Annotated in this window: 15 protein-coding genes and 6 tRNA genes; 6 read left to right on the forward strand and 15 right to left on the reverse strand. The window is 54.6% G+C overall.

What is annotated here, in order from left to right; all coding sequences use genetic code 11:
* The 8 genes from C3Z11_RS14075 to C3Z11_RS14110 all read right to left on the reverse strand — a co-directional run bounded on the left by C3Z11_RS14075 (nt 1) and on the right by C3Z11_RS14110 (nt 2,418).
* Nucleotides 1-774: an ABC transporter permease gene (locus C3Z11_RS14075; RefSeq protein WP_106478598.1), complete on the reverse strand. Its 774-nt coding sequence runs from the start codon at nt 772-774 to the stop codon at nt 1-3.
* On the reverse strand, nt 771-1,730 hold the full coding sequence (locus C3Z11_RS14080; protein WP_106478599.1) for an ABC transporter ATP-binding protein: 960 nt from the start codon (nt 1,728-1,730) through the stop codon (nt 771-773). The genes C3Z11_RS14075 and C3Z11_RS14080 overlap by 4 nt, the downstream gene beginning before the upstream one ends.
* A 153-nt stretch (nt 1,731-1,883) precedes the next feature.
* Nucleotides 1,884-1,959: transfer RNA gene (locus C3Z11_RS14085), tRNA-Gly, on the reverse strand.
* 25 nt (nt 1,960-1,984) lie between these two features.
* Nucleotides 1,985-2,060 (reverse strand) — tRNA-Glu (locus tag C3Z11_RS14090).
* A 3-nt stretch (nt 2,061-2,063) separates the two neighbouring features.
* Nucleotides 2,064-2,139 (reverse strand) — tRNA-Gly (locus C3Z11_RS14095).
* Nucleotides 2,140-2,161: 22 nt separating this feature from the next.
* A tRNA-Glu gene (locus tag C3Z11_RS14100) sits at nt 2,162-2,237 on the reverse strand.
* 4 nt (nt 2,238-2,241) lie between these two features.
* Nucleotides 2,242-2,317, reverse strand: a tRNA-Gly gene (locus C3Z11_RS14105).
* Nucleotides 2,318-2,342: 25 nt separating this feature from the next.
* Nucleotides 2,343-2,418: transfer RNA gene (locus C3Z11_RS14110), tRNA-Glu, on the reverse strand.
* Nucleotides 2,419-2,612: 194 nt separating this feature from the next.
* Between C3Z11_RS14110 and msrB the strand changes: the two genes are divergently transcribed.
* The 4 genes from msrB to htpX all read left to right on the forward strand — a co-directional run bounded on the left by msrB (nt 2,613) and on the right by htpX (nt 6,352).
* Complete coding sequence (gene msrB / locus C3Z11_RS14115; protein ID WP_106478600.1) at nt 2,613-3,011, forward strand: peptide-methionine (R)-S-oxide reductase MsrB; 399 nt, start codon at nt 2,613-2,615, stop codon at nt 3,009-3,011.
* Between the two features lie 97 nt (nt 3,012-3,108).
* Entirely contained in the window at nt 3,109-4,041 is a 933-nt protein-coding gene (ylqF, locus tag C3Z11_RS14120) for a ribosome biogenesis GTPase YlqF (RefSeq protein WP_106478601.1), read from the forward strand.
* Between the two features lie 85 nt (nt 4,042-4,126).
* Nucleotides 4,127-5,341, forward strand: a complete 1,215-nt coding sequence (locus tag C3Z11_RS14125; protein ID WP_106479051.1) for a pyridoxal phosphate-dependent aminotransferase — start codon at nt 4,127-4,129, stop codon at nt 5,339-5,341.
* A gap of 108 nt (nt 5,342-5,449) precedes the next feature.
* Entirely contained in the window at nt 5,450-6,352 is a 903-nt protein-coding gene (htpX, locus tag C3Z11_RS14130; RefSeq protein WP_106478602.1) for a protease HtpX, read from the forward strand.
* Between the two features lie 122 nt (nt 6,353-6,474).
* Here htpX and pdxB read toward each other — a convergent pair whose 3' ends face one another.
* On the reverse strand, nt 6,475-7,626 hold the full coding sequence (gene pdxB / locus C3Z11_RS14135) for a 4-phosphoerythronate dehydrogenase PdxB (protein ID WP_106478603.1): 1,152 nt from the start codon (nt 7,624-7,626) through the stop codon (nt 6,475-6,477).
* A 210-nt stretch (nt 7,627-7,836) separates the two neighbouring features.
* On the opposite strand from pdxB, the gene C3Z11_RS14140 reads away from it, so the two are divergent.
* On the forward strand, nt 7,837-8,118 hold the full coding sequence (locus C3Z11_RS14140; protein WP_106478604.1) for a hypothetical protein: 282 nt from the start codon (nt 7,837-7,839) through the stop codon (nt 8,116-8,118).
* A 23-nt stretch (nt 8,119-8,141) separates the two neighbouring features.
* Here C3Z11_RS14140 and rlmKL read toward each other — a convergent pair whose 3' ends face one another.
* Complete coding sequence (gene rlmKL, locus C3Z11_RS14145) at nt 8,142-10,343, reverse strand: bifunctional 23S rRNA (guanine(2069)-N(7))-methyltransferase RlmK/23S rRNA (guanine(2445)-N(2))-methyltransferase RlmL (protein WP_106478605.1); 2,202 nt, start codon at nt 10,341-10,343, stop codon at nt 8,142-8,144.
* A gap of 243 nt (nt 10,344-10,586) precedes the next feature.
* On the opposite strand from rlmKL, the gene rmf reads away from it, so the two are divergent.
* Nucleotides 10,587-10,793 carry a ribosome modulation factor gene (gene rmf / locus C3Z11_RS14150; protein ID WP_106479052.1) on the forward strand — a complete coding sequence of 69 codons (207 nt, stop codon included), beginning with the start codon at nt 10,587-10,589 and terminating at the stop codon, nt 10,791-10,793.
* A gap of 57 nt (nt 10,794-10,850) precedes the next feature.
* On the opposite strand, the gene C3Z11_RS14155 is transcribed toward rmf, so the two are convergent.
* From C3Z11_RS14155 to trmA, 5 genes are all read right to left on the reverse strand, one after another.
* Nucleotides 10,851-11,870 (reverse strand): quinone-dependent dihydroorotate dehydrogenase, encoded by a 1,020-nt coding sequence (locus tag C3Z11_RS14155; RefSeq protein WP_106478606.1) that lies wholly within the window; start codon nt 11,868-11,870, stop codon nt 10,851-10,853.
* Between the two features lie 114 nt (nt 11,871-11,984).
* Nucleotides 11,985-13,049 carry a hypothetical protein gene (locus C3Z11_RS14160; protein ID WP_106478607.1) on the reverse strand — a complete coding sequence of 355 codons (1,065 nt, stop codon included), beginning with the start codon at nt 13,047-13,049 and terminating at the stop codon, nt 11,985-11,987.
* Between the two features lie 95 nt (nt 13,050-13,144).
* Nucleotides 13,145-14,035 carry an MOSC domain-containing protein gene (locus C3Z11_RS14165; RefSeq protein WP_106478608.1) on the reverse strand — a complete coding sequence of 297 codons (891 nt, stop codon included), beginning with the start codon at nt 14,033-14,035 and terminating at the stop codon, nt 13,145-13,147.
* A gap of 131 nt (nt 14,036-14,166) precedes the next feature.
* Complete coding sequence (locus tag C3Z11_RS14170; RefSeq protein ID WP_106478609.1) at nt 14,167-19,002, reverse strand: NAD-glutamate dehydrogenase; 4,836 nt, start codon at nt 19,000-19,002, stop codon at nt 14,167-14,169.
* A 240-nt stretch (nt 19,003-19,242) separates the two neighbouring features.
* Nucleotides 19,243-20,373, reverse strand: a complete 1,131-nt coding sequence (gene trmA, locus C3Z11_RS14175) for a tRNA (uridine(54)-C5)-methyltransferase TrmA (RefSeq protein ID WP_106478610.1) — start codon at nt 20,371-20,373, stop codon at nt 19,243-19,245.
* Nucleotides 20,374-20,413: the final 40 nt, after the last annotated feature.

Here is a 20,413-nt window from a genome sequence, read left to right on the forward strand (position 1 = left end):
TTAGCTACGCAGCCCTTTGCCACGCTTTAAAAGCCATAGGCCAAAACAATAAAAAACGATAATGAATGCCGCGATGGCCGCAAATGCCAAAGTCACGTTGATATCGGAAATCCCAAGAATACCGTAACGGAACGTATTCACCATATAGAGGATCGGGTTGATCAGCGAGACGTGCTGCCAGAACTCCGGCAACATGCTAATCGAATAAAAGACACCGCCCAGATAGGTCAGCGGCGTCAGAACGAAGATAGGGACAATCGAGATATCATCGAACTTGTTGGCCAGTAGCGAGTTGATAAAACCACCGATCGAAAACAGTACGGCCGTCATGATGACCACAGCTATAGTCAGCAAGGGATGCTGTACGTCAAGATGGGTAAAAAACAGCGAAACGGCGGTGACAATAATCCCCACGCCGAGCCCGCGTGCCACGCCACCAATGACAAACCCCATCATGATGACCCAGTTCGGCATAGGCGAAACGATTAACTCCTCGACACTGCGCTGGAACTTGTTCGAGAAGAACGATGATGCCACGTTGGAATAGCTGTTGGTAATCACCGACATCATGATCAGGCCAGGCACGATATAACTCATATAAGGCACCCCTTCCATCTCGCCGACACGCGATCCGATCAGGTTGCCAAAAATAATGAAATACATCGTCATGGTAATGGAAGGTGGCAGCAACGTTTGCGGCCAGATGCGCATGAAACGACGCACTTCGCGAACAATAATCGTCCACAATGCGGTCCAGGTCTGCTTGGCATTCACGAGCGAATCCCTCCGGCAGCCTTGGGCGCCGAACCGCTACTCTTCTCCACTAACGACACGAATAACTCCTCAAGGCGATTAGCACGATTACGCATCGAAACGACTTGAACGCCCTGCGCGCTCAATTGTGAAAAGACATCGTTGAGCTTCTGGCCTTTGACAATCGAAATCGCCAACTGCGCTGCGTCGATCTGGGCTAGCTCGAAACCTTCAACGAGAGGCATCTGTTCAATAGGTGCCGCCAGATCAAGCAGGAAGGTTTCGGTATCGAGTTGAGTCAACAGATCACGCATCGTCGTGTTCTGAATGATTTCACCCTGATTGATGATCGCAATATTGCGGCAAAGGCTTTCAGCCTCTTCGAGATAGTGAGTCGTCAGGATGATTGTGGTGCCTTCATCTTCGTTGATGCGGCGCATGTATTCCCACATGCTACGACGCAACTCGATATCGACACCGGCGGTCGGCTCATCGAGAATCAGCAGGCGCGGCCGGTGGATCAAGGCACGCGCAATCATCAGGCGACGCTTCATCCCTCCTGACAGCATACGTGCCGTGCTATTGCGCTTATCCCACAGCCCAAGATCCTCAAGCAACTGCTTGGCACGCGGTTTGGCATCACGCATCGACATGCCGTAATAACCTGCCTGAGTGAGGACAATATCCTCGACCTTCTCGAACTGATTGAAGTTGAATTCCTGTGGCACTACGCCTAGATAATACTTGGCCTTCGAGAAGTCCTGGTCGATATCAACCCCATGAATAGTGACCTTACCGGACGTTTTATTGACCAGCGAGCAGACGATACCCAGCGTAGTGGATTTGCCGGCCCCGTTAGGTCCCAATAAAGCAAAAAAATCCCCTTGAGGGACTTCGAGATCGATACCTTTCAAGGCATGAAAATTATTGCCATAGACCTTGCTGAGGTTCTGGATAGATAAGGCTGGTTCCACCATCAAGCGCTCCGTGCACGACGAGGGCGCTAATATGAGGAAGAGCGCGCCCCGAATTCAATCCGTTGGCCATGATCAAGCAAGCCGATGGATTATGAAAACGCGAAAATGACGCCTAGTATAGGCTACGTCATTAAACGGCGACAGAATACAGATTGGAGCGGGAAACGAGGCTCGAACTCGCGACCTCCACCTTGGCAAGGTGGCGCTCTACCAACTGAGCTATTCCCGCGCGAACATCGAAGATATAAAAGAAGTGGCGTCCCATAGGGGGTTCGAACCCCTGTTACCGCCGTGAAAGGGCGGTGTCCTAGGCCACTAGACGAATGGGACGCATGGAGCGGGAAACGAGGCTCGAACTCGCGACCTCCACCTTGGCAAGGTGGCGCTCTACCAACTGAGCTATTCCCGCTCAACAAACGAAACCGAAAAAGTGGCGTCCCATAGGGGGTTCGAACCCCTGTTACCGCCGTGAAAGGGCGGTGTCCTAGACCACTAGACGAATGGGACGCATTGGAGCGGGAAACGAGGCTCGAACTCGCGACCTCCACCTTGGCAAGGTGGCGCTCTACCAACTGAGCTATTCCCGCCCGATTCGGACTTGATAAAACGAGGTGGCGTCCCATAGGGGGTTCGAACCCCTGTTACCGCCGTGAAAGGGCGGTGTCCTAGGCCACTAGACGAATGGGACACATCGGACTCGTCTTAACGAAGTGGCGCGAATCTTACCGATGCTTAGAAAACGTGTCAAGTGTTCAAAAACACTACGCTATCTTTATGCTCATCACGCCATTATCAAAGGATCGCCCCTTCCCCCTTCAATAATCATTATGATGCCCTCATATTATAATGACAGGCCAAAGCCAAACGACGATGGAGCAAGCCATGACCAAGGTCACCAAAACCGATGCACAATGGCGCGAGCAGCTGACTGACGAAGAGTATTACGTCACGCGTCAGAAAGGCACCGAGCGCCCTTTTACCGGCGACTATCAAGTGGAACCCGTGCAAGGCATCTACCATTGTGTCTGCTGTGGCGCCCCGCTATTTGAAAATGAGCATAAGTTCGAGGCCCATTGCGGCTGGCCAAGCTTTGACCGCCCGTTAGCTGATGCTGCCGTCGAGGAACATCTTGATACTACCCATGGCATGCGGCGTATCGAGGTAACCTGCCGGCGCTGTGACGCCCATCTTGGGCATGTCTTTCCCGATGGTCCCAAGGAAACAACGGGCCAGCGCTATTGCATCAATTCTGTCGCTATCACGTTTCACCAGGGCGAGTAACAGCTTAAACCGTGAGTAATCGCTATGGGCGGCCATCCTTCTGCTAGAATGGCCGCCTTTTATTTCATCTCAGCTTTATCACGGCCTGGAGAAAACAATGCTCGGCTGGTATCCCGGACACATGAACAAGGCACGCCGCCAGATCAAGGAGGCGCTGCCGGAAATTGATGTGGTAATTGAAGTACTCGACGCTCGCCTGCCCTACTCCAGCGCCAATCCCATGCTCAGTGAACTGATCCAGCACAAGCCGGTGCTCAAGATCCTGTCTAGAGCCGATCTGGCCGATCCGGCCATGACCCAGGTCTGGAGCGATTATTTTGACGCACAGGACAACACGCGCGCCCTGCCGGTAGTCACCACGGAGACGCGCCAACTCAAGCGCATCCCGGCGATCTGCCGCGAGATGGCCGGTCACGTCCGCGCTGATCGCGACGTCCGCGTCATGGTGATGGGCATTCCCAACGTGGGCAAATCGACGCTGATCAACGGCCTCGCTGGCAGGAAGATCGCCAAGGTCGGTAACGAGCCCGCCGTGACCAAACGTCAGCAGAAAATCCGCATCAACGGCCAAGTGGCATTGACCGACACGCCCGGCGTGCTGTGGCCCAAGATTGAAGATCAGGCCAGCGCCTATCGGCTTGCTGCCAGCGGTGCCATTCGTGACACAGCACTGGATTATCTCGATGTTGCGGTCGTTACCGCAGCAGAGCTGGCCCGGCGTTATCCTGACCTACTGATGGCACGTTACAAGCTCAAAAAAGTCGACCCTGAAGACGCCACGGCGATTGTTGCTGAGATTGCCTCAAAGCGCGGCGGCCTGCGCGCGGGAGGCGAAATTGATCTGCATCGCGGCGCCGAGGTGTTATTGCATGAACTACGCAGCGGTACGCTAGGCTCTGTCACGCTCGAAACGCCTGATGACATCATCCCACTCGAGGTGCTGCGCGCCGAGCGAGAGCGCGAACGCATGGAGCAGAACGGAGAACAGCCGTTACATAACGATAACGACACCTCACCTTCACACGAATGATGCTTGCTTGCACGCCGCAGCGCGGTATGCTGAGCAAGCGCTTACGCGCTCGGCTCAGCCATTTACGCCTGCGGATCAGGAAAGCATGAATACGCCTATCAAGAAGTCCCATAAGCTCGATCAAGTCTGTTACGACATTCGTGGCCCCGTCCTTGAGCATGCCAAGCGCCTGGAAGATGAAGGGCATCGTATTCTTAAATTGAATATCGGCAACCCCGCCCCATTCGGTTTTGAAGCACCGGAAGAAATTCTGCAGGACGTGATGCGCAATCTGCCCACCGCTCAGGGCTATTGCGATTCGAAGGGGCTTTACTCGGCGCGCAAGGCGATCATGCAGGAATGCCAACGCAAAGACATCAAGGGTGTCGGCGTCGAAGATATCTATATTGGCAACGGCGTTTCCGAGCTGATCGTCATGGCAATGCAGGCCTTGCTCAACGACGGCGATGAAATGCTTATCCCCGCGCCCGACTATCCACTCTGGACCGCCGCGGCAAATCTCGCTGGCGGTCATCCAGTGCATTATCTCTGTGATGAAGAAGCCGATTGGGCACCCAACATTGATGACATCCGTGCCAAGATTACGGCCCGCACCAAAGGCATCGTGTTGATCAATCCCAATAACCCGACCGGCGCCGTCTACCCTCCCGAGGTGGTCAAGCAGATTCTACAGGTCGCCCGCGAGCACGGCCTGATCGTGTTTTCCGATGAGATTTACGACAAGATTCTGTACGACGGCACTGAGCACGTCTCAACCGGCGCACTCGCTGATGACGTGTTTGTCATCACCATGAATGGCCTATCAAAAAGCTATCGCTGCGCGGGCTTTCGCAGCGGCTGGATGATTCTGTCCGGCGAGCGTCGCCACGCCAGTGACTTCATTCAGGGTCTGGACATGCTCGCCTCGATGCGCCTGTGCGCCAATGTTCCTGCTCAACATGCGATCCAGACTGCTCTTGGAGGGTATCAGTCAATTAATGACCTGATCCTGCCCGGCGGCCGTCTATTGGCACAGCGTGACATCGCTTGGGAAAAGCTCAACGCCATTCCCGGCGTCTCATGCGTCAAGCCCAAGGGCGCACTCTACATGTTTCCGCGCCTCGATCCTGACGTCTATGCGATCGAGGATGACCAGAAGCTGGTGCTCGATCTGCTGCTTGAAGAAAAGATCTTGCTGGTACAAGGCACCGCTTTCAATTGGCATGAGCCCAACCATCTGCGCATCGTCATTCTGCCCTGGGCGGATCAGCTCGACGATGCCATCTCGCGTCTCGCACGCTTTCTGGCCCGGCGCCGCTAGCCGCTCGATACGGCGCCAAGCCTAAACCAGCCTTAATAACATGTTGAAACTTGGCGCCAACAGACATATCTAACGAAACAGCATTTCTTTCTAGGGAGAACCCTCACCATGATGAGGATTTTACTGTTTCTCGCCACTAACCTGGCTGTCGTTCTGGTAGCAAGCGTCACGCTACGCTTATTGGGCGTAGAGGGCTATCTGACGGCAAATGGGCTGAATATGACCAGCCTTCTGATCTTCTGTTTCGTCTTCGGTATGGCCGGCTCACTGGTATCGCTGTTTCTATCGAAGCCGATGGCTAAAATGAGCACGCGTGCGCAAATCATCAAGCAGCCTGGCAACTCAACTGAACAGTGGCTGCTCGATACTGTACGCGACCTGTCTCGTGATGCTGGCATCAAGATGCCTGAAGTAGGTATCTTTCCTGCACAGCAATCCAACGCTTTCGCAACAGGCTGGAACAAGAATGATGCATTGGTGTGCGTGTCAGCAGGGCTAATGAACAATATGCGCCCCGAAGAAGTACGTGCCGTTCTCGCCCATGAAGTCGGCCACGTCGCTAATGGCGATATGGTCACGCTGTCTTTGATTCAAGGCGTACTGAACACCTTTGTGATGTTCTTCGCCCGCATTGCCGCTCAAGTCATCGACAGCTTTCTACGGCGTGACGATGAAGGTGGCGGTCTCGGCTTCTTTGGTTATTTCGCCGTTGTCATCGTACTTGAAATCGTCTTTGGGCTGGCCGCCTCGGTCATCGTCGCCTGGTTCTCACGCTGGCGTGAATATCGCGCCGATGCGGCAGGGGCACATCTGGCCGGCAGCGGCTCGATGATCAACGCACTTTCGCGCCTCAAAGCCGAGCACAGCATGCCTGATCAGATGCCCGAGTCATTGACAGCGTTTGCGATCACCACAGGTCAGACGCGCAAGCTGATGGAGAGATTGTTTGCCAGCCATCCGCCGCTGGACGATCGTATTCGTGCGCTAAAGGAAGCCGCTTATCGCCAGTAAAGCGATGACTCACTTTTCAGATTGGCTTATCTGCGCCCGCATATGCGGGCGTTTTTTCATCTTACGCGAAGGCGCTGCGACAATAAGATATGTGCGCTACAACCTGTCCTGTCGGTCAGCCATTACTTATTGGCAAGTTTGATGTTAAAGCCAAAACTCTCCAACGTCTCCCGCAATTCCCCGGCATTACGCTTGAGCTCCAGACGTAACGTCGAAAACTCACGGCGTGTCGGATACTCGGCACGATAGGCATCGAATCCCTGTGCCATCCCCAGCCGACGCTGATAGCGATCAAAGCCCAAAACATCGCGGCGCACGTCATAACAGGCCCGTACGCAGGTAGACAACGCCTCAAGCGGCGGCGCCCAACCGCTCAGCACGAGACGCCGAAGCCAAGGCTCCGGCTTGAGCTGGCCCAGCTTGCAGCGTATCGGCAAACCAAAATGGCGGCAGACCGCTTGATAGACCATCTCCGTGCCACGCATCTTACCATCGAGACTGTAACCAGCGATGTGTGGCGTGGCGATATCCACCAACGCGTACAGCGCTTGGTCAATCGCTGGCTCGTTTTCCCATACATCCAGCACTACACGCAGGTCATGCTTGCGCTCCAGCCGTTCACGCAACGCCGTATTATCAACGCATGCGCCACGCCCAGCACTGATGAGAATCTGCCCAGCACGCAGGGTCTGGATACGCTCACGGTCGAGTAAATGGTAGGTCGCATGCTCACCCTGCCGAATCAGCGGCGTATGCATGCAGATCACATCGGCACGCTCAATCAGGGCATCAAGCGACAGAAAATCCTTTCGCCCTTCAGCCTCGGCACGCGGTGGATCGCAGATCAAGCAGTTGATATCGAGATCAATTAATCGCTCATGCAAACGCTTGCCGACATTGCCGGCGCCAACGATACCGACTGTCTTGTCACGCAGACGACAGCCTTCTTCCTCGGTCAGTAGCAGTAGGCTAGACAGGACGTAGTCGACAACGGAATCGGCATTGCAGCCAGGCGCATTAGCAAAGCCGATGTTATTGGCACGTAGCCAATCGACATCAACATGATCAGTACCGATGGTCGCCGTACCGACAAAACGGACCTTGGAACCCTCCAGCAGCGCCTGATCCACTCGCGTAATCGAACGTGCCAGCACAATATCGACATCGCGCACGTGCGCTGCATTTATCTCCCGGCCGGGGACACGTACTATCTCGCCATAGTTACCAAAGAATTCCTCAGCGAGCGGAATGTTCTTATCCGCTAAAATGCGCATCGTTTACCTCATTTCGCTCGTTTCTATGCATACGGAGTGTACGCTCATGATGACGCTCAACTTCGTATCGTTATGCTAGACAATACAGGTGTTTGTAAGCACCGGCGGGGAGGTTACAATCCGGCCTCGCCGCAGCGTGTAATCAAGTTATCTTAGGTTCACGCCTTGGACGCGACAAGCATTGACCTGCCATTAGTTTCGGAGAAGGCCGTGATCATCCGTTGGGAAAGCGACCACGACTACGTGCTGGTGCACGTACATCAGGACATGTTCGGCGATTGGATCGTCAGCCGAGCCTGGGGCCAGATAGGCACCCAATTCGGCGGCCTTAAGCACATGCTTGCCGAAGATTTTTCTCAGGCCATGACCTGGGTCGAGGATATCGATCATATCCAGATTTCGCGCGGCTTTACGAAAGTGCTATCGACCTCAATCGACACTCCGGAGGCCAAGGAAGCGATGCGCCAGCTCTCATTACTGGAACAGAGCTGACGCATGGCCTTAACGGCTCGCCTTCAGGAATGGCGGATCAGGAACACATGGTGAATGTCAGGACGGCGCTGAAAATCCGGATCAAGCATACGTTTGGATATATCTTCCACCATAAACCGTTCACGCAGCGATTCATCCAGCACGAAACGGCGCTGATTGTTTGAGAAAACCAGCGTACCGCCCGGTGCCAGGCGCGCCATCGCCAACTGAACAAGACGGATGTGATCGCGTTGAATATCGAGCGTATCTTCCATCTTTTTTGAGTTCGAAAAGGTAGGTGGGTCCAGGAAGATTAGATCGAAGTACCCATCAGCCTCTTCCAGCCAACGCATGCAGTCGGCGCGTACCAGGCGATGTTGGCGCTCATCAAGTCCGTTGAGGCGAAAATTGTCGCGTCCCCAGTCAAGGTAGGTGTTCGACATATCGACACTGATACTCTCCTTCGCGCCGCCGATAGCCGCATGTAGCGTTGCGGTTGCGGTATAGCAGAACAGGTTGAGAAACCGCGTACCGCTCGCCATTTGCCCTAGCTTCTGGCGCACTGGACGATGATCGAGAAACAATCCCGTATCAAGGTAATCGCGCAGATTGACCCATAGCCGCACATTGCCTTCACGCACCTCGAAGCGCTCATTTGAAGTCGACTGCCGGGTATATTGCGCCTTGCCGCTCTGGCGCTCGCGCCGCTTCAGATAGACATTACCGGGCTCAATGTTCAGCACCTCGGGAATTACCGCCAGGGCATCCAGCAAACGGCGCTCGGCACTCTTGGCATCGACTGAACGTGGCGCGACGTACTCCTGCACATGAACGCATGAGTCGTAGACATCAACCGCCAGCGCATATTCCGGCATATCAGCGTCATAAAGGCGGTAGCACTGAATCTGCTCCCGCTTGAGCCACTTGGCGAGCTTCTTACGGTTTTTTTCAAGACGATTGGCAAACATCTGCGCACCTTGCGAGCGCGCACGGGAGGGTGCCGGTTGTCTGGCCTCCCCCTCTCCTTTTCCTTCGACCCTCTTGTCCTCTTCGCCCCGGCCAGCACGTGAAAAGATATCGATCAAGAACAGCTTGCAATCCAGAGCACCGTTCTTGAAGGCATACTGTTTTTCGGCCTTCAGTCCAGTACGGTGACCCAACTCAGGATTGGCCGTAAACAGGGCCAGACGCCAGCCGGCGAATGCCTGACGTAGCCGCTCGCCCAGCGCCGCATAGAGAGGCACCAGCGTGGGCATATCGCCGAGACGCTCACCATAGGGAGGGTTGGTAATCACTAGTCCCTGCTCAGCACCCGGTGGCTTCTCTAACGTTGCCACATCGGCCTGAGTAAAACGTACCAGCGACTCGACCCCCGCACGGCGGGCGTTATACCGCGCCGCCTCCAATGCGCCAGGATCCAGATCCTGTCCAATCAGCACTAACTGACAACGTCTCTTACCCAGGCTCGCACGTGCCTCGGCTTCCCTATGCAGCTCCTGCCAGAGTACGTCGTCATGGCGTGCCCAGGCGTGGAAACCAAAGCGGGAGCGTGCCACATTGGGAGCGATGTCAGCGGCCATCAACGCTGCCTCAATCACCAATGTCCCCGAGCCGCATAGCGGATCGATCAAGGCATTTCCTTCCTTGGCTCGCCCAGGCCAGTCGGCACGCACCAGCAGTGCCGCCGCCAGATTCTCCTTCAGCGGTGCCTTGGCTCCATCAAGGCGGTAACCCCGCATATGCAGGCTGTCGCCGGACAGATCGAGCCCCAACGTCAATTTTTCACGGTAAAGATGCGCATAAAGCCGTAAGTCGGCATTTTTGGGATCAACGTTCGGGCGCCCTTTGCCCTGCGCGATCATTCGCTCAACGACGCCATCCTTGATCAGTTGCGCGCCAAAGCGGGTATGCCGGACGCTATCGCTCTGCCCGTGGAAATCAACTTTGAAACTTGCGCCCGGGGCTATTTCATTTTCCCAGGCGACCTGAGCCGTGGCGTGGCGTACATCATCGGTCGAGACAATCTGCTCAACGCTTGCAAGGCGCAAAATGACGCGGTTGGCGAGCCGCGACCACAGGCAGCATCGATAAAGCGTATCAAGTGCCCCCTGTGCATATACGCCGGCTACGGTCGTGCCTTCAACAGCCGCGCCGAGGACAGTAAGTTCCTCGGCGAGCAGCTGCTCCAGGCCTTTGGGACAAGTGACGAAAACGGACAGTTGGGATGATGCGTCGGAAACGGTCATAACGATCCAAACGGCGTGCAAGACGTAGTGAAATGTCTACAGCCTGTCATATTCCTGAAAAGATTAAGTAGTAGCGAGCTTATGCCAAATGAGTTTTCGACAGACGGCTTCATGTAGGTAAAGATAAAAGTGTAGCTACGAATCATTGGTGTACTCCACCATCCGCGGAGTTCTCGAACTCGTCTTCATGGCGATCATGAATGAACGAGCGGCATAACGATTATGCGAGAGGTCATCCATCCGATGAAGCGACAAAAACGAGACCGTTTTCAAAGGGCTTATGTTAATGGATATAAAGCTGGCGTTAGCGGACGATCCCGAGATATGTGTCCCAGCCAGGAAGTTAACCTTCGTGAGTACTGGATGAGCGGGTGGCGCGAAGGGCGTGGTGATCAATGGTCCGGCATGACCGGCATCTCCGGGATCCACAAGAACCCTTTGTTAATCTGAACGCGTCCTTGTTTACTGTATTTAATGTCAAGGCCTGCCACTGCGCAGGCCTTGCTTTTATCCATCCCTTGAACTCAGCACCCGCGCACAATCTGCAATCAGCTGGGGACCATGATAGATAAGCCCTGAATAGAGCTGGACGAGATCGGCGCCAGCCTTACGTTTCTCCTCAGCATGCTCTGCCTTCATTACCCCCCCCACGCCAATGATCGGCATCGCTGGCAGGCATTCGCGCAGCGTCATAATGACCTGACTGGCCGAATCCCGTACGGGCGCGCCTGATAGCCCTCCAGCCTCATCACAGTGATTCAAGCCCTTGACGGCGTCCCGGTTGATTGTCGTATTGGTGGCAATCACCGCATCGATGGCGTTCTTTTGCAGACTACCCGCAACAGATTCGATTTCTTGTGGCGTCATGTCCGGCGCAATCTTGACGGCCAGCGGTACGTGTCTGCCATGGCGAGCATCCAAGCGTAGCGTTTCTTCTTTTAAAGCGCCGAGCAGTGCATCGAGATGTTCACCAAACTGAAGGTTACGCAGCCCTGGCGTATTGGGCGAGGAGATGTTGACTGTGACGTAATGCGCCACTTCATGTACCGCTTTAAGACATACCAGATAATCATCTACCGCGCGTTCGACCGATGTCGTCAGGTTCTTGCCAATATTGACGCCAATGATACCTTTAAATTGACTCTTGCGGACATTGGCAACCAAGTGTTCGACACCGGCATTGTTAAACCCCATCCGGTTGATCAGCGCCTCACGCTCCGGCAGACGAAATAACCGCGGACCGGGATTACCGGGCTGCGCCTTGGGCGTCACCGTACCTACTTCGACGAAGCCGAACCCCAGCGCACCTAGCGCATCGAGATGATCGGCATTCTTATCAAGCCCGGCAGCCAAGCCAATACGATTGGGAAACCGTAGTCCCATCAGATCGACAGGCGCCTCGACGCGCTCACTGACCAGCATCCGGCTCATTTTCAGCTGATGCATCAGATCAAGCGCAGCAAGTGTTACCCCATGAGCGGTTTCCGGGTCGAGACGAAAGAGCAGCGGGCGGATAGACGCGTACATGGGCATTCCGAAAAGAAAATGACGGGGCCGCGAGTATAGCGATACTCGACGTACCCCGTCATCCCATGTACTGCTTTGACCGTAAGGGTCAGCGGTTATTGCCGTGCGTGCGCCTTAGTTCAGCTGTTCGACGCGTAGCGTAAAGCTATTGACGCCCGACTGAGCAGAGCCGTATTTCTGGCCCCGGACATAAACCGTATAGCGGCCTGGGGCAAGCTGCTGCTCGATAGCAAAATCGCCTTTCAAGCCTTGCCCCGCATCACGGGCAATCACACCGCCTTTCGCATCGCGAATTTCCGCAGCCAGACGATAGGATCCGGCATCGGCACCAAAGGTTGAACTCTTGACGCTGACCTTACCGGCCTGAACCACATCAAAGGTCAGCACTTCACCGTTTTCACGAATGGGAATTTCCTTGACGATACTCGATTGCGCCGGCGTCTCGACTTCAGGGCGTGCTTCATCGGTTACGCGCTGATGATCAGGGTTTACTGCGCTGCCGGCAGCGGCCTGTTCCAACGCTTGCCCGCTCGGGCCGGGCTTGGGCGGCGCACTGGCAGGAGACGTTGTGACGCTGGCGCTGCGCTGGGAGCTGCCGATGCCCGGAGTAGTCGCTGAAACACTAGTGTCTTTATTGCTGGTTAAAGCAGCGCTACCTTCCGGCGCCAAGCGCTGAACGCGATTGGCATCGGCCAGACCGCTATTGCCGGGATGATCAGCGTTATCCACGCTCACCGTGATCGTGCGGTTGCCTTCCCGTACAGGACTATGGTTCTGCCCAGTGATCACGACACTGTATTTGCCCGGTGCCAACTCATGTTCAATTTGAGCGCCACCACTCTGCTGATCACCTGATGCACGGGCCAACGTATGGCCCTGTGCATCCTTGAGCACCGCATCGAGCGTATAGGCACCGGACTCGCCGCGAAAGCCACGAGCGGAAATCAAGTAATCACCGGGCTTATCGACCTCGAAGTCATGGCTCACCGGCTCACGACCTAAATACATGCTGCGGCTCAGGCCATCGGATTCACGATCAATGTAATCGGAAACATCGACCTGATCGGCGGCCTGCTCCGCGCGCTTGAGCGCCGCGCTCTTGTCAGCCATGGCGTCCTGACTCAGAACCAGAATGCCCAGACCCAGGCCTAGTGCCAACTGAAACGTTTTACTTTTCATGATGCTTCTCTATCAACGATCCTAAAAAAAGCGCGTGACATCTCGATGCGTCATTGCATCAGTGAGGCCGAGTGGCGCCAACTCTCTGATTCTGCTTATCGTTCACCTTCAAAAATAACGTCATCACCGATGCGGATATACTGCCCGACGCCCGTTTCAACGATCGCGTTTTCACCAAAAAAGGCGCCAGCATCAGCAATATGCGTCATTTGGGCCAGGGTTCTCAATGGCTCCTTGGGCTCAGGCATGACTCCGGTGTATTGGTCGACGGTTGTGATCTTGCAGCGTTTGCACGGCTTGCATAATCGCAGCGCATAGTTGCTCTTTTGATGACGCAGCAGCCCATGACGATGTTCAGCAAACGCAGGCGCCCCCTCGATTACCACATTAGGCCGAAAACGATTGATCGGCACGTTCGTGACCTGCGTGTCTGACTCATCATGCAAGCGCTCATTAAGCGCCTCAAGTGAAGACGCTGAGCCTATCAGGAAGGGGTAACCATCGGCGAACCCTGTATAGGCGATCGTATCGCCCAGTACTTCGGGCTCGACCCGACGGGTGTTGTTCTCAGGCACGCACTTCAGCCGCAATGACTCACCCTTGTGTTTACCCAGCACAGCAGTTAACCAGGCAGCCGCCTCGTCACCCATATCGACACCTGAACAAGTCTTGCCAAAAATAATGACCGGATCGGGATTACCTTGCGGATATCCAAGCGAGAGCCGTAACGTTTGCCCATCAGCACTGGTCAGCACAAGGCTATCCTCTGTCAGCGCGGTAGCAATCGTTGCCATCGCCGGGCACTGACGCTGAGTGAGAAACTGGCCACTTGCGGTGGTCACCATCCAGCGGCGGTCGAAAGCAAGCCCCTCGGCGGTAATAAGCGCTTCGCTGGCGGCGATACCGCGCAGCGATTTGACCGGATAAATAGTGATTTCGCTCACTTTTCCCATTAAACCGGTCACCTCTTGATTATTGTCGTTCATGTACGTTCCAACAGGTCAATAAGCACGGACCTTACCATAGAAAAGGCACCGCTTAAGCAGCGGTGCCGAATTCCTGTATCAGTGATACCAGTAACGCTCATCATGCCGATGACATCTGTCGAGCTAATTGCTTATCCTTCCGAACTGGCCATAGCCAGTTCATCAAGCACACGTACTGCCACGGTAAATAGCGCAAAGCTTACCTGCGTATTGTGCTGTACTTCGTTAAGCAGCTGACACCAGCGCGCTACGCCATTGCGGTTCAGTTCAAACCAGTGGGCAACACGTTCATCACTATCCAGCGGCGCGCTTTCAATCTTGAGGATACTGGCAGTTAACGCCAGCTGCTGACGTTCGAAATCATCACGTAGCGCTTCACGTGCGAGCGACTGCCAGCTGTCGTGAGCCTCCAGTTGATTGAACTGCTTGGCCAGCCACGGCAGTTGCAAGCGTTCCCCAACGCTATAGTAGGTATCCGCCACACGCTCCATCTTTTCGCTCGAAGCCCGCGCCGTCTCGATGATGCCCAATCCGGCATACAGACTATCAGCCGCGGCAATCTGGCTGGCCAACGCTTCCGGCACACCCGCGTCACGATAGGCATCGCATTTTTCCTGCCAGCGTTCGTACTCTGCACCGCGCAAACGCTCGGCTATATTCTCGCTCAGCTGACTGATACGCGGAGCAAAATATTCGATAGTGCTCCCCACATCTTCCTGATGGCGCTGACGTAGGAAATAGCGTGTCGCACGGCGTACCAGCCGGACCAGTCCAAGCATCATGTCATACTGCATACCGCTGGCAACCTGATAGTCGAGCGCCTCGATCTGCTGCCAGAGCGCAGGTAAATTAAAACTGTCGCGTGCGATGACATAGGCACGCACAACCTCTCCTCCCGTGGCACCGGAAATGTCCATCAGCCGGCGCAAAAAGGGAATGCCCATGTGATCGATCAGATCGCTGGCGATCTGAGTAGAGACGATCTGATGCTTTAAGCGATGCTGATACAGCTCGTCGGGAAAACGCTCGACCAGTTGGCGCGGAAATGCGCGTTCAAGATGGCGTTGAATATACGCTTCATCAGGAATATCTGAATCAGCCAGCAGGTTCTTCAGGTCGATCTTGGCGTAGGAGATCAGCACCGACAGCTCCGGATGCGTCAGTCCCTTTTTGCTTTCGGCCCGCTCAGCCAGCACCTCATCACTGGGCAGCGCTTCAAGCTCACGGTCCAACGTTCCTACTGCTTCGAGATCAAGAATAAAGCGACGATAAGGGCCGATATTATCCTGCGAAAGCATCCGTGATAGTGATAACGCCTGGGTCTGACGATAGTTGTCATCGACCACCAGCTCGGCGACCTCATCGGTCATTTCAGCCAGAAACTGATTACGCTGCTTTCCGGTCATGTCGCCTCGCGCCACGATATCGTCAAGCAGGATCTTGAGGTTGACCTCATGATCCGAGCAATTCACACCGCCTGCGTTATCAATGAAGTCGGTGTTGAGGCGAACGCCAGTGTTTGCCGCCTCGCGGCGCCCAAGTTGAGTGACACCGAGATTGCCACCCTCCCCGATCACCTTGCAGCGCAGCTCCTTTCCATCGACACGCAAGACGTCATTTGCCTTGTCACCGACCTCACCATGCGACTCGCTACTCGCCTTGACGTAAGTACCAATGCCGCCGTTCCAGATCAGGTCGACATCGCTTTTCAAAAGCGCATTGATCAATTCGACAGGTGCCATACGCTCCTGGGCAAATCCAAAGCGTTCTTTCATTTCCGACGTGATCACAATCGACTTGGCATCACGCGAGAAGACGCCACCGCCTTGGGATATCTTGCTGGCATCATAATCTTCCCAGCTTGAGCGCGGCATATCGAAAAGGCGCTGGCGCTCGGCAAACGATACCGCTGCATCGGGATTGGGATCGATAAAAATGTTGCGATGATTGAATGCTGCAACCAGCTGGATTTTTTCAGACAACAGCATGCCGTTACCGAATACATCACCCGCCATGTCGCCGATGCCCAATACGGTAAATTCCTGCTGCTGAGTATCAACGTCCAGTTCACGGAAATGACGTTTGACCGCCTCCCAGGCGCCACGAGCGGTTATTGCCATGGCTTTGTGGTCGTAGCCGTGCTGCCCGCCGGACGCAAAAGCATCCCCCAGCCAGAATCCATATTCCTGCGATAGTGCATTGGCAATGTCGGAAAAGGTCGCCGTCCCCTTGTCGGCAGCGACGACCAAATAGGGGTCGTCATCATCGTGACGTACCACGCGCTCAGGTGTGACGACCTGCTTTTCAACCAGATTATCGCTGATGTCCAGCATGCCGCGGATCAACGTCTGGTAACAGGCAATACCTTCGCGCTGAATGGCATCGCGATCACCGTCGGGTAACCGCTTACAGATGAAGCCGCCCTTGGCACCGCTAGGTACGATGACGGCGTTCTTGACCTGCTGCGCCTTGACCAGCCCCAGTATTTCAGTACGGAAATCCTCGAAGCGGTCCGACCAGCGCATTCCGCCCCGTGCTGTCTTGCTGCTGCGTAAATGAACACCTTCCATACGCGGCGAGTAAACAAAAATCTCATAAAGTGGACGCGGCTTGGGCATATCCGCAATTTTACGCGGCTCCAACTTCAAAGAGATGTAGTCCTTCGGTTCACCGCGTGCATCGGGTTGGAAGAAGTTGGTCCGCAGCGTGGCCTCGATCAGCTCCACATAACGACGCATGAGACGATCGTCGTTCAGGCTCGACACCTCATCAAGCATCGCGTTGATGTTCTCACGGCAGTCCGTGTACGCCTGTTCATCATGAGTGACGTCCGGGTCGAAACGCATCTTGAACAATGCCACCAACTCACGCGTGATGGCGGGATAAGCCGTCAAGGTCGTGGCGATGTACAATTGGGAAAGACCAAAACGGATTTGTTTCAAATACCGTGCGTAGGCACGCAACATCGCCACTTCACGCCAATCAAGCCCCGCAGTAATGATCAGACGATTGAACGGGTCGCTCTCCGCCTCGCCGCTCCATATCCGCGTAAAGGCATCGATGAAGGTCTCACGCATGCTATGTAGATCAATGCCGTTACCGGAGGGCCTTTCCAGATCGAAATCATGAATCCAGTAGTTCCCGTCATTACGTTCAATGTCGTAGGGACGCTCACTCAGCACGCGCAGCCCAAGGTTCTCAAGCAGCGGCAGCACGTCCGAGAGCGGTACGGGCCGGTCATGATGGTAAAGCTTGAGACGAATATCTTGCGCCTCGCTATCTGCCGTCCGATAGAGACTCAACGCAATCGGTGCACCCTGATCAAGTTCATGCAAGTAACCGATATCGTAGACGGCAGCACGCGGTGAAAAATCGTCACGATAACCGGCAGGAAACGCATCGCGATACAGTGTCATCAAGCGATTGGCCGATTCCTCGCCTACGCCCTCTACCAGGGCCGAATGCAATTCATCTTTCCAACTACGGGCAATCTCGATGACCCGCTGTTCGATCTTGCGCTCGTCCCTGTCTACGGGAGTATCGCCATTGAAGCGCAAGATCAGCTGAATGCGTGCCAGGACGGACTCAGACAGGTAGGTATTGAAATCACCGAACGAGGCATCGAGCACATCACAAAGATAATTCTGAATGCGTACACGAAGATCGGTAGAGAATACGTCTCGCGGCACGAAGATCAGACAGGAATAGAACTTGCCAAAGCGATCCTCACGAATGAATACCCGGACACGGCGACGTTCACGAATACTGAGAATACCGAGTGCCGTACGGCAGAGCTCATCAGCGGACATCTGAAACAGATCATCGCGAGGAAAGACCTCAAGTATCTGCAGAAGTTGCTTACCGTTATGTCCCCTCGGGTCGACACCGGAGCTCTCCATGACCGCTTGCACCTTGCGACGCAGCACAGGAATCGAACGCGGCGGATCATTGTAGACAGACAACGTATACAGACCGAGGAAACGCCGTTCACCAATCACCCGGCCCTGATCATCAAAGCGCTCGACAGTAATGTAGTCAGGATAGGCAGGCCTGTGGATACGGGCGTGATACGCACTTTTAGCAAACGAAATCAGCTCCGGTATCAAGACATATTCACCGGCATCTTCACTATCTGAATCCCGGTTGGGTTCTTGGTGATAACGCGGCTTATCGAGTTTAAGTACTCCCAACTCGCTGCCTTCACGCTTACTCAAACGCGTCTGGCTTCCCTGCTCGGACACAATGGACTCTTCGTAGCCCAGGAAGGTGAAGCGATCATCTAGCATCCACTCCAGAAAAGCGCATGCCTCATCGGCATCACGCGCATCGATGTCAGCCGGCCGCCGGCTACGCATCTCCTCGATTGCAGCATGCACTTGCTGTTGCATCGCGTCGAAGTCGCTCACCGCAACACGTACTTCTTCAAGAATCTCCGTCAGACTCGTGGCGAGATCATCAAGCATGGCACGATCAGTGTGCCGATCGATCTCGATGAAGATGATCGATTCCTGATCAGACGGTGCGTCACTATCCTTGACACCAGAGACCCGTGTCATGCGCTGCTGCTCACGCTCAACAGCAAGAACGGCATTATGAATGGCATGGACAGTAATGCCTCGCCGATTCAGCTCGATGCGCACCGAGTCGACCAGAAACGCCATATTGTCGTTGAGTACTTCAATGATGGTATGGGTTGATTGCCAGCCATGTTCTTCAAAGTCGGGATTAAATACCCGCACCTTGGCAGCATTCGGCTCACGCTCCTGAAGAAATGCCCATGTTGTCAGGGTGGCACCAAATACATCATCGAATCGTCGCTCGGCGAGGTCCTCGAAGGAGGCGCCAGCATAATAATGATGAGCAAACGTGGCGACGGCTCTCGCCTTGTCGTCACTAAAGCGTGCGGTTAGCTGTTCTTCAAGCTGAGCCAGAAATTCCGTCTTGGATTCTGTCGCGATTCGCTGCATCGATTACCTCTGCTGGGCTCGTTCGGCGTCTCATTCAAAAGAATATGTGCATTCAAAAGAACACGGCCGAACATGAATGAGCGCAGCCTTGGGCTGCGCCGCTTTGTCACCCAGCGTAACGCCAAAATCTCCATGCCTCCTATTGTCTTAACGTATCGACATGAGGCATAAGCATTCGGCATCACCCTGGGCGCGCAAGCGATAAAGCCAGTCTAGGTATATTAGCTACGGGAGAGCAAATCAGTTATTTCGAGCCTGCAGGAAAACGCCACATTCGCAGTGGTCGGTATAAGGAAACTGATCGAACAACGCAAAGCGAACTATGCGGTGGGTACGGGATAACAGATCGAGATTCGCCGCCAAGGTATCGGGATTGCACGAGATATAAACGATATTGGCGTATTTGGCGATTTCCTCGCAGCTTTTAGCATCAAGCCCAGCGCGTGGAGGATCAACCAGCACCGTCGAGAAATCGTAACCATCCAATTCAAGCGCACTCACCCGGCGCCCTGCACTTTCTCCCGCCAGCGCAGCAGAAAACTCCTCGCTCGACATGCGCGCAATCACGGCGTTATCGATGTTGTTCTCTGCCAGGTTGACTTGAGCTGACGCAACAGAGGTACGTGAAATCTCGGTAGCCAGCACACGAGGGAAATGTTCGGCCAGGGCGATAGTGAAATTACCGTTGCCGCAGTAAAGTTCAACCATATCCCCACCCTCGGCCTTGATGACGCCTCGTGACTCAGGACGTACAACATCCCGTGCCCAGCGCAACATATGCTGCGCCACCTCGGCATTGGGCTGTGTAAAGCTATTTTCCACCTGCTGATAGATGAAACTATGACCGTCAACGTCAAGGCGCTCAAAAACATGATCGCGCTCAAGCACGATGCGCTGTTTACGGGCGCGTCCGATAATTGATGCCCCCAACCGTGCCTGCAGCTCTAGTGCTTGCTGCTGCCAGGCCTCGTCCAGCTGACGGTGATAAATAAGCGAAATCAGCGCCTCTCCGCTCAGGGTAGTCAAAAACTCGACCTGAAAGAGCTTGCGCCGTAGCACGGTGTTGTCACGTATCTCATCAATCAATCGTTGCATTAGTTCATTAATACGGCGACTTGCCACCGGATACTGATCAACGCGAACATTCCGCTTCTGTTTAGGATCATTGGCATCGGCTTCAAACATGACGTAATACACATCATCTCCGTCATGCCAGAGCCTAAACTCAGCACGCATGCGGTAATGACTGACAGGCGATGCGAACACTTCTAACCGGGGCGGTTCAAAGCGAGCGAATTGAGCACTGATGCGCTCACGCTTGGCATCAAGCTGAGCTTGATACTGATCGGGATCAACAACGGGTAAACTCACGAAAGACCTCTATAAAATACGATGGCCACCTTCGGCCTAT

The sequence above is a fragment of the Phytohalomonas tamaricis genome, from assembly GCF_003012345.1.
GTDB classification, from domain to species: domain Bacteria; phylum Pseudomonadota; class Gammaproteobacteria; order Pseudomonadales; family Halomonadaceae; genus Phytohalomonas; species Phytohalomonas tamaricis.

What these genes read in the sequence shown, in the direction of transcription:
- rlmKL (WP_106478605.1), bottom strand. Translation starts at nt 10,343, where the DNA reads ATGACCGTTTCCGACGCATCATCCCAACTGTCCGTTTTCGTCACTTGT.
- msrB (WP_106478600.1), top strand. Translation starts at nt 2,613, where the DNA reads ATGACCAAGGTCACCAAAACCGATGCACAATGGCGCGAGCAGCTGACT.
- C3Z11_RS14080 (WP_106478599.1), bottom strand. Translation starts at nt 1,730, where the DNA reads ATGGTGGAACCAGCCTTATCTATCCAGAACCTCAGCAAGGTCTATGGC.
- C3Z11_RS14170 (WP_106478609.1), bottom strand. Translation starts at nt 19,002, where the DNA reads ATGCAGCGAATCGCGACAGAATCCAAGACGGAATTTCTGGCTCAGCTT.
- pdxB (WP_106478603.1), bottom strand. Translation starts at nt 7,626, where the DNA reads ATGCGCATTTTAGCGGATAAGAACATTCCGCTCGCTGAGGAATTCTTT.
- rmf (WP_106479052.1), top strand. Translation starts at nt 10,587, where the DNA reads ATGAAGCGACAAAAACGAGACCGTTTTCAAAGGGCTTATGTTAATGGA.
- C3Z11_RS14160 (WP_106478607.1), bottom strand. Translation starts at nt 13,049, where the DNA reads ATGAAAAGTAAAACGTTTCAGTTGGCACTAGGCCTGGGTCTGGGCATT.
- C3Z11_RS14155 (WP_106478606.1), bottom strand. Translation starts at nt 11,870, where the DNA reads ATGTACGCGTCTATCCGCCCGCTGCTCTTTCGTCTCGACCCGGAAACC.
- C3Z11_RS14165 (WP_106478608.1), bottom strand. Translation starts at nt 14,035, where the DNA reads ATGAACGACAATAATCAAGAGGTGACCGGTTTAATGGGAAAAGTGAGC.
- ylqF (WP_106478601.1), top strand. Translation starts at nt 3,109, where the DNA reads ATGCTCGGCTGGTATCCCGGACACATGAACAAGGCACGCCGCCAGATC.
- htpX (WP_106478602.1), top strand. Translation starts at nt 5,450, where the DNA reads ATGATGAGGATTTTACTGTTTCTCGCCACTAACCTGGCTGTCGTTCTG.
- C3Z11_RS14125 (WP_106479051.1), top strand. Translation starts at nt 4,127, where the DNA reads ATGAATACGCCTATCAAGAAGTCCCATAAGCTCGATCAAGTCTGTTAC.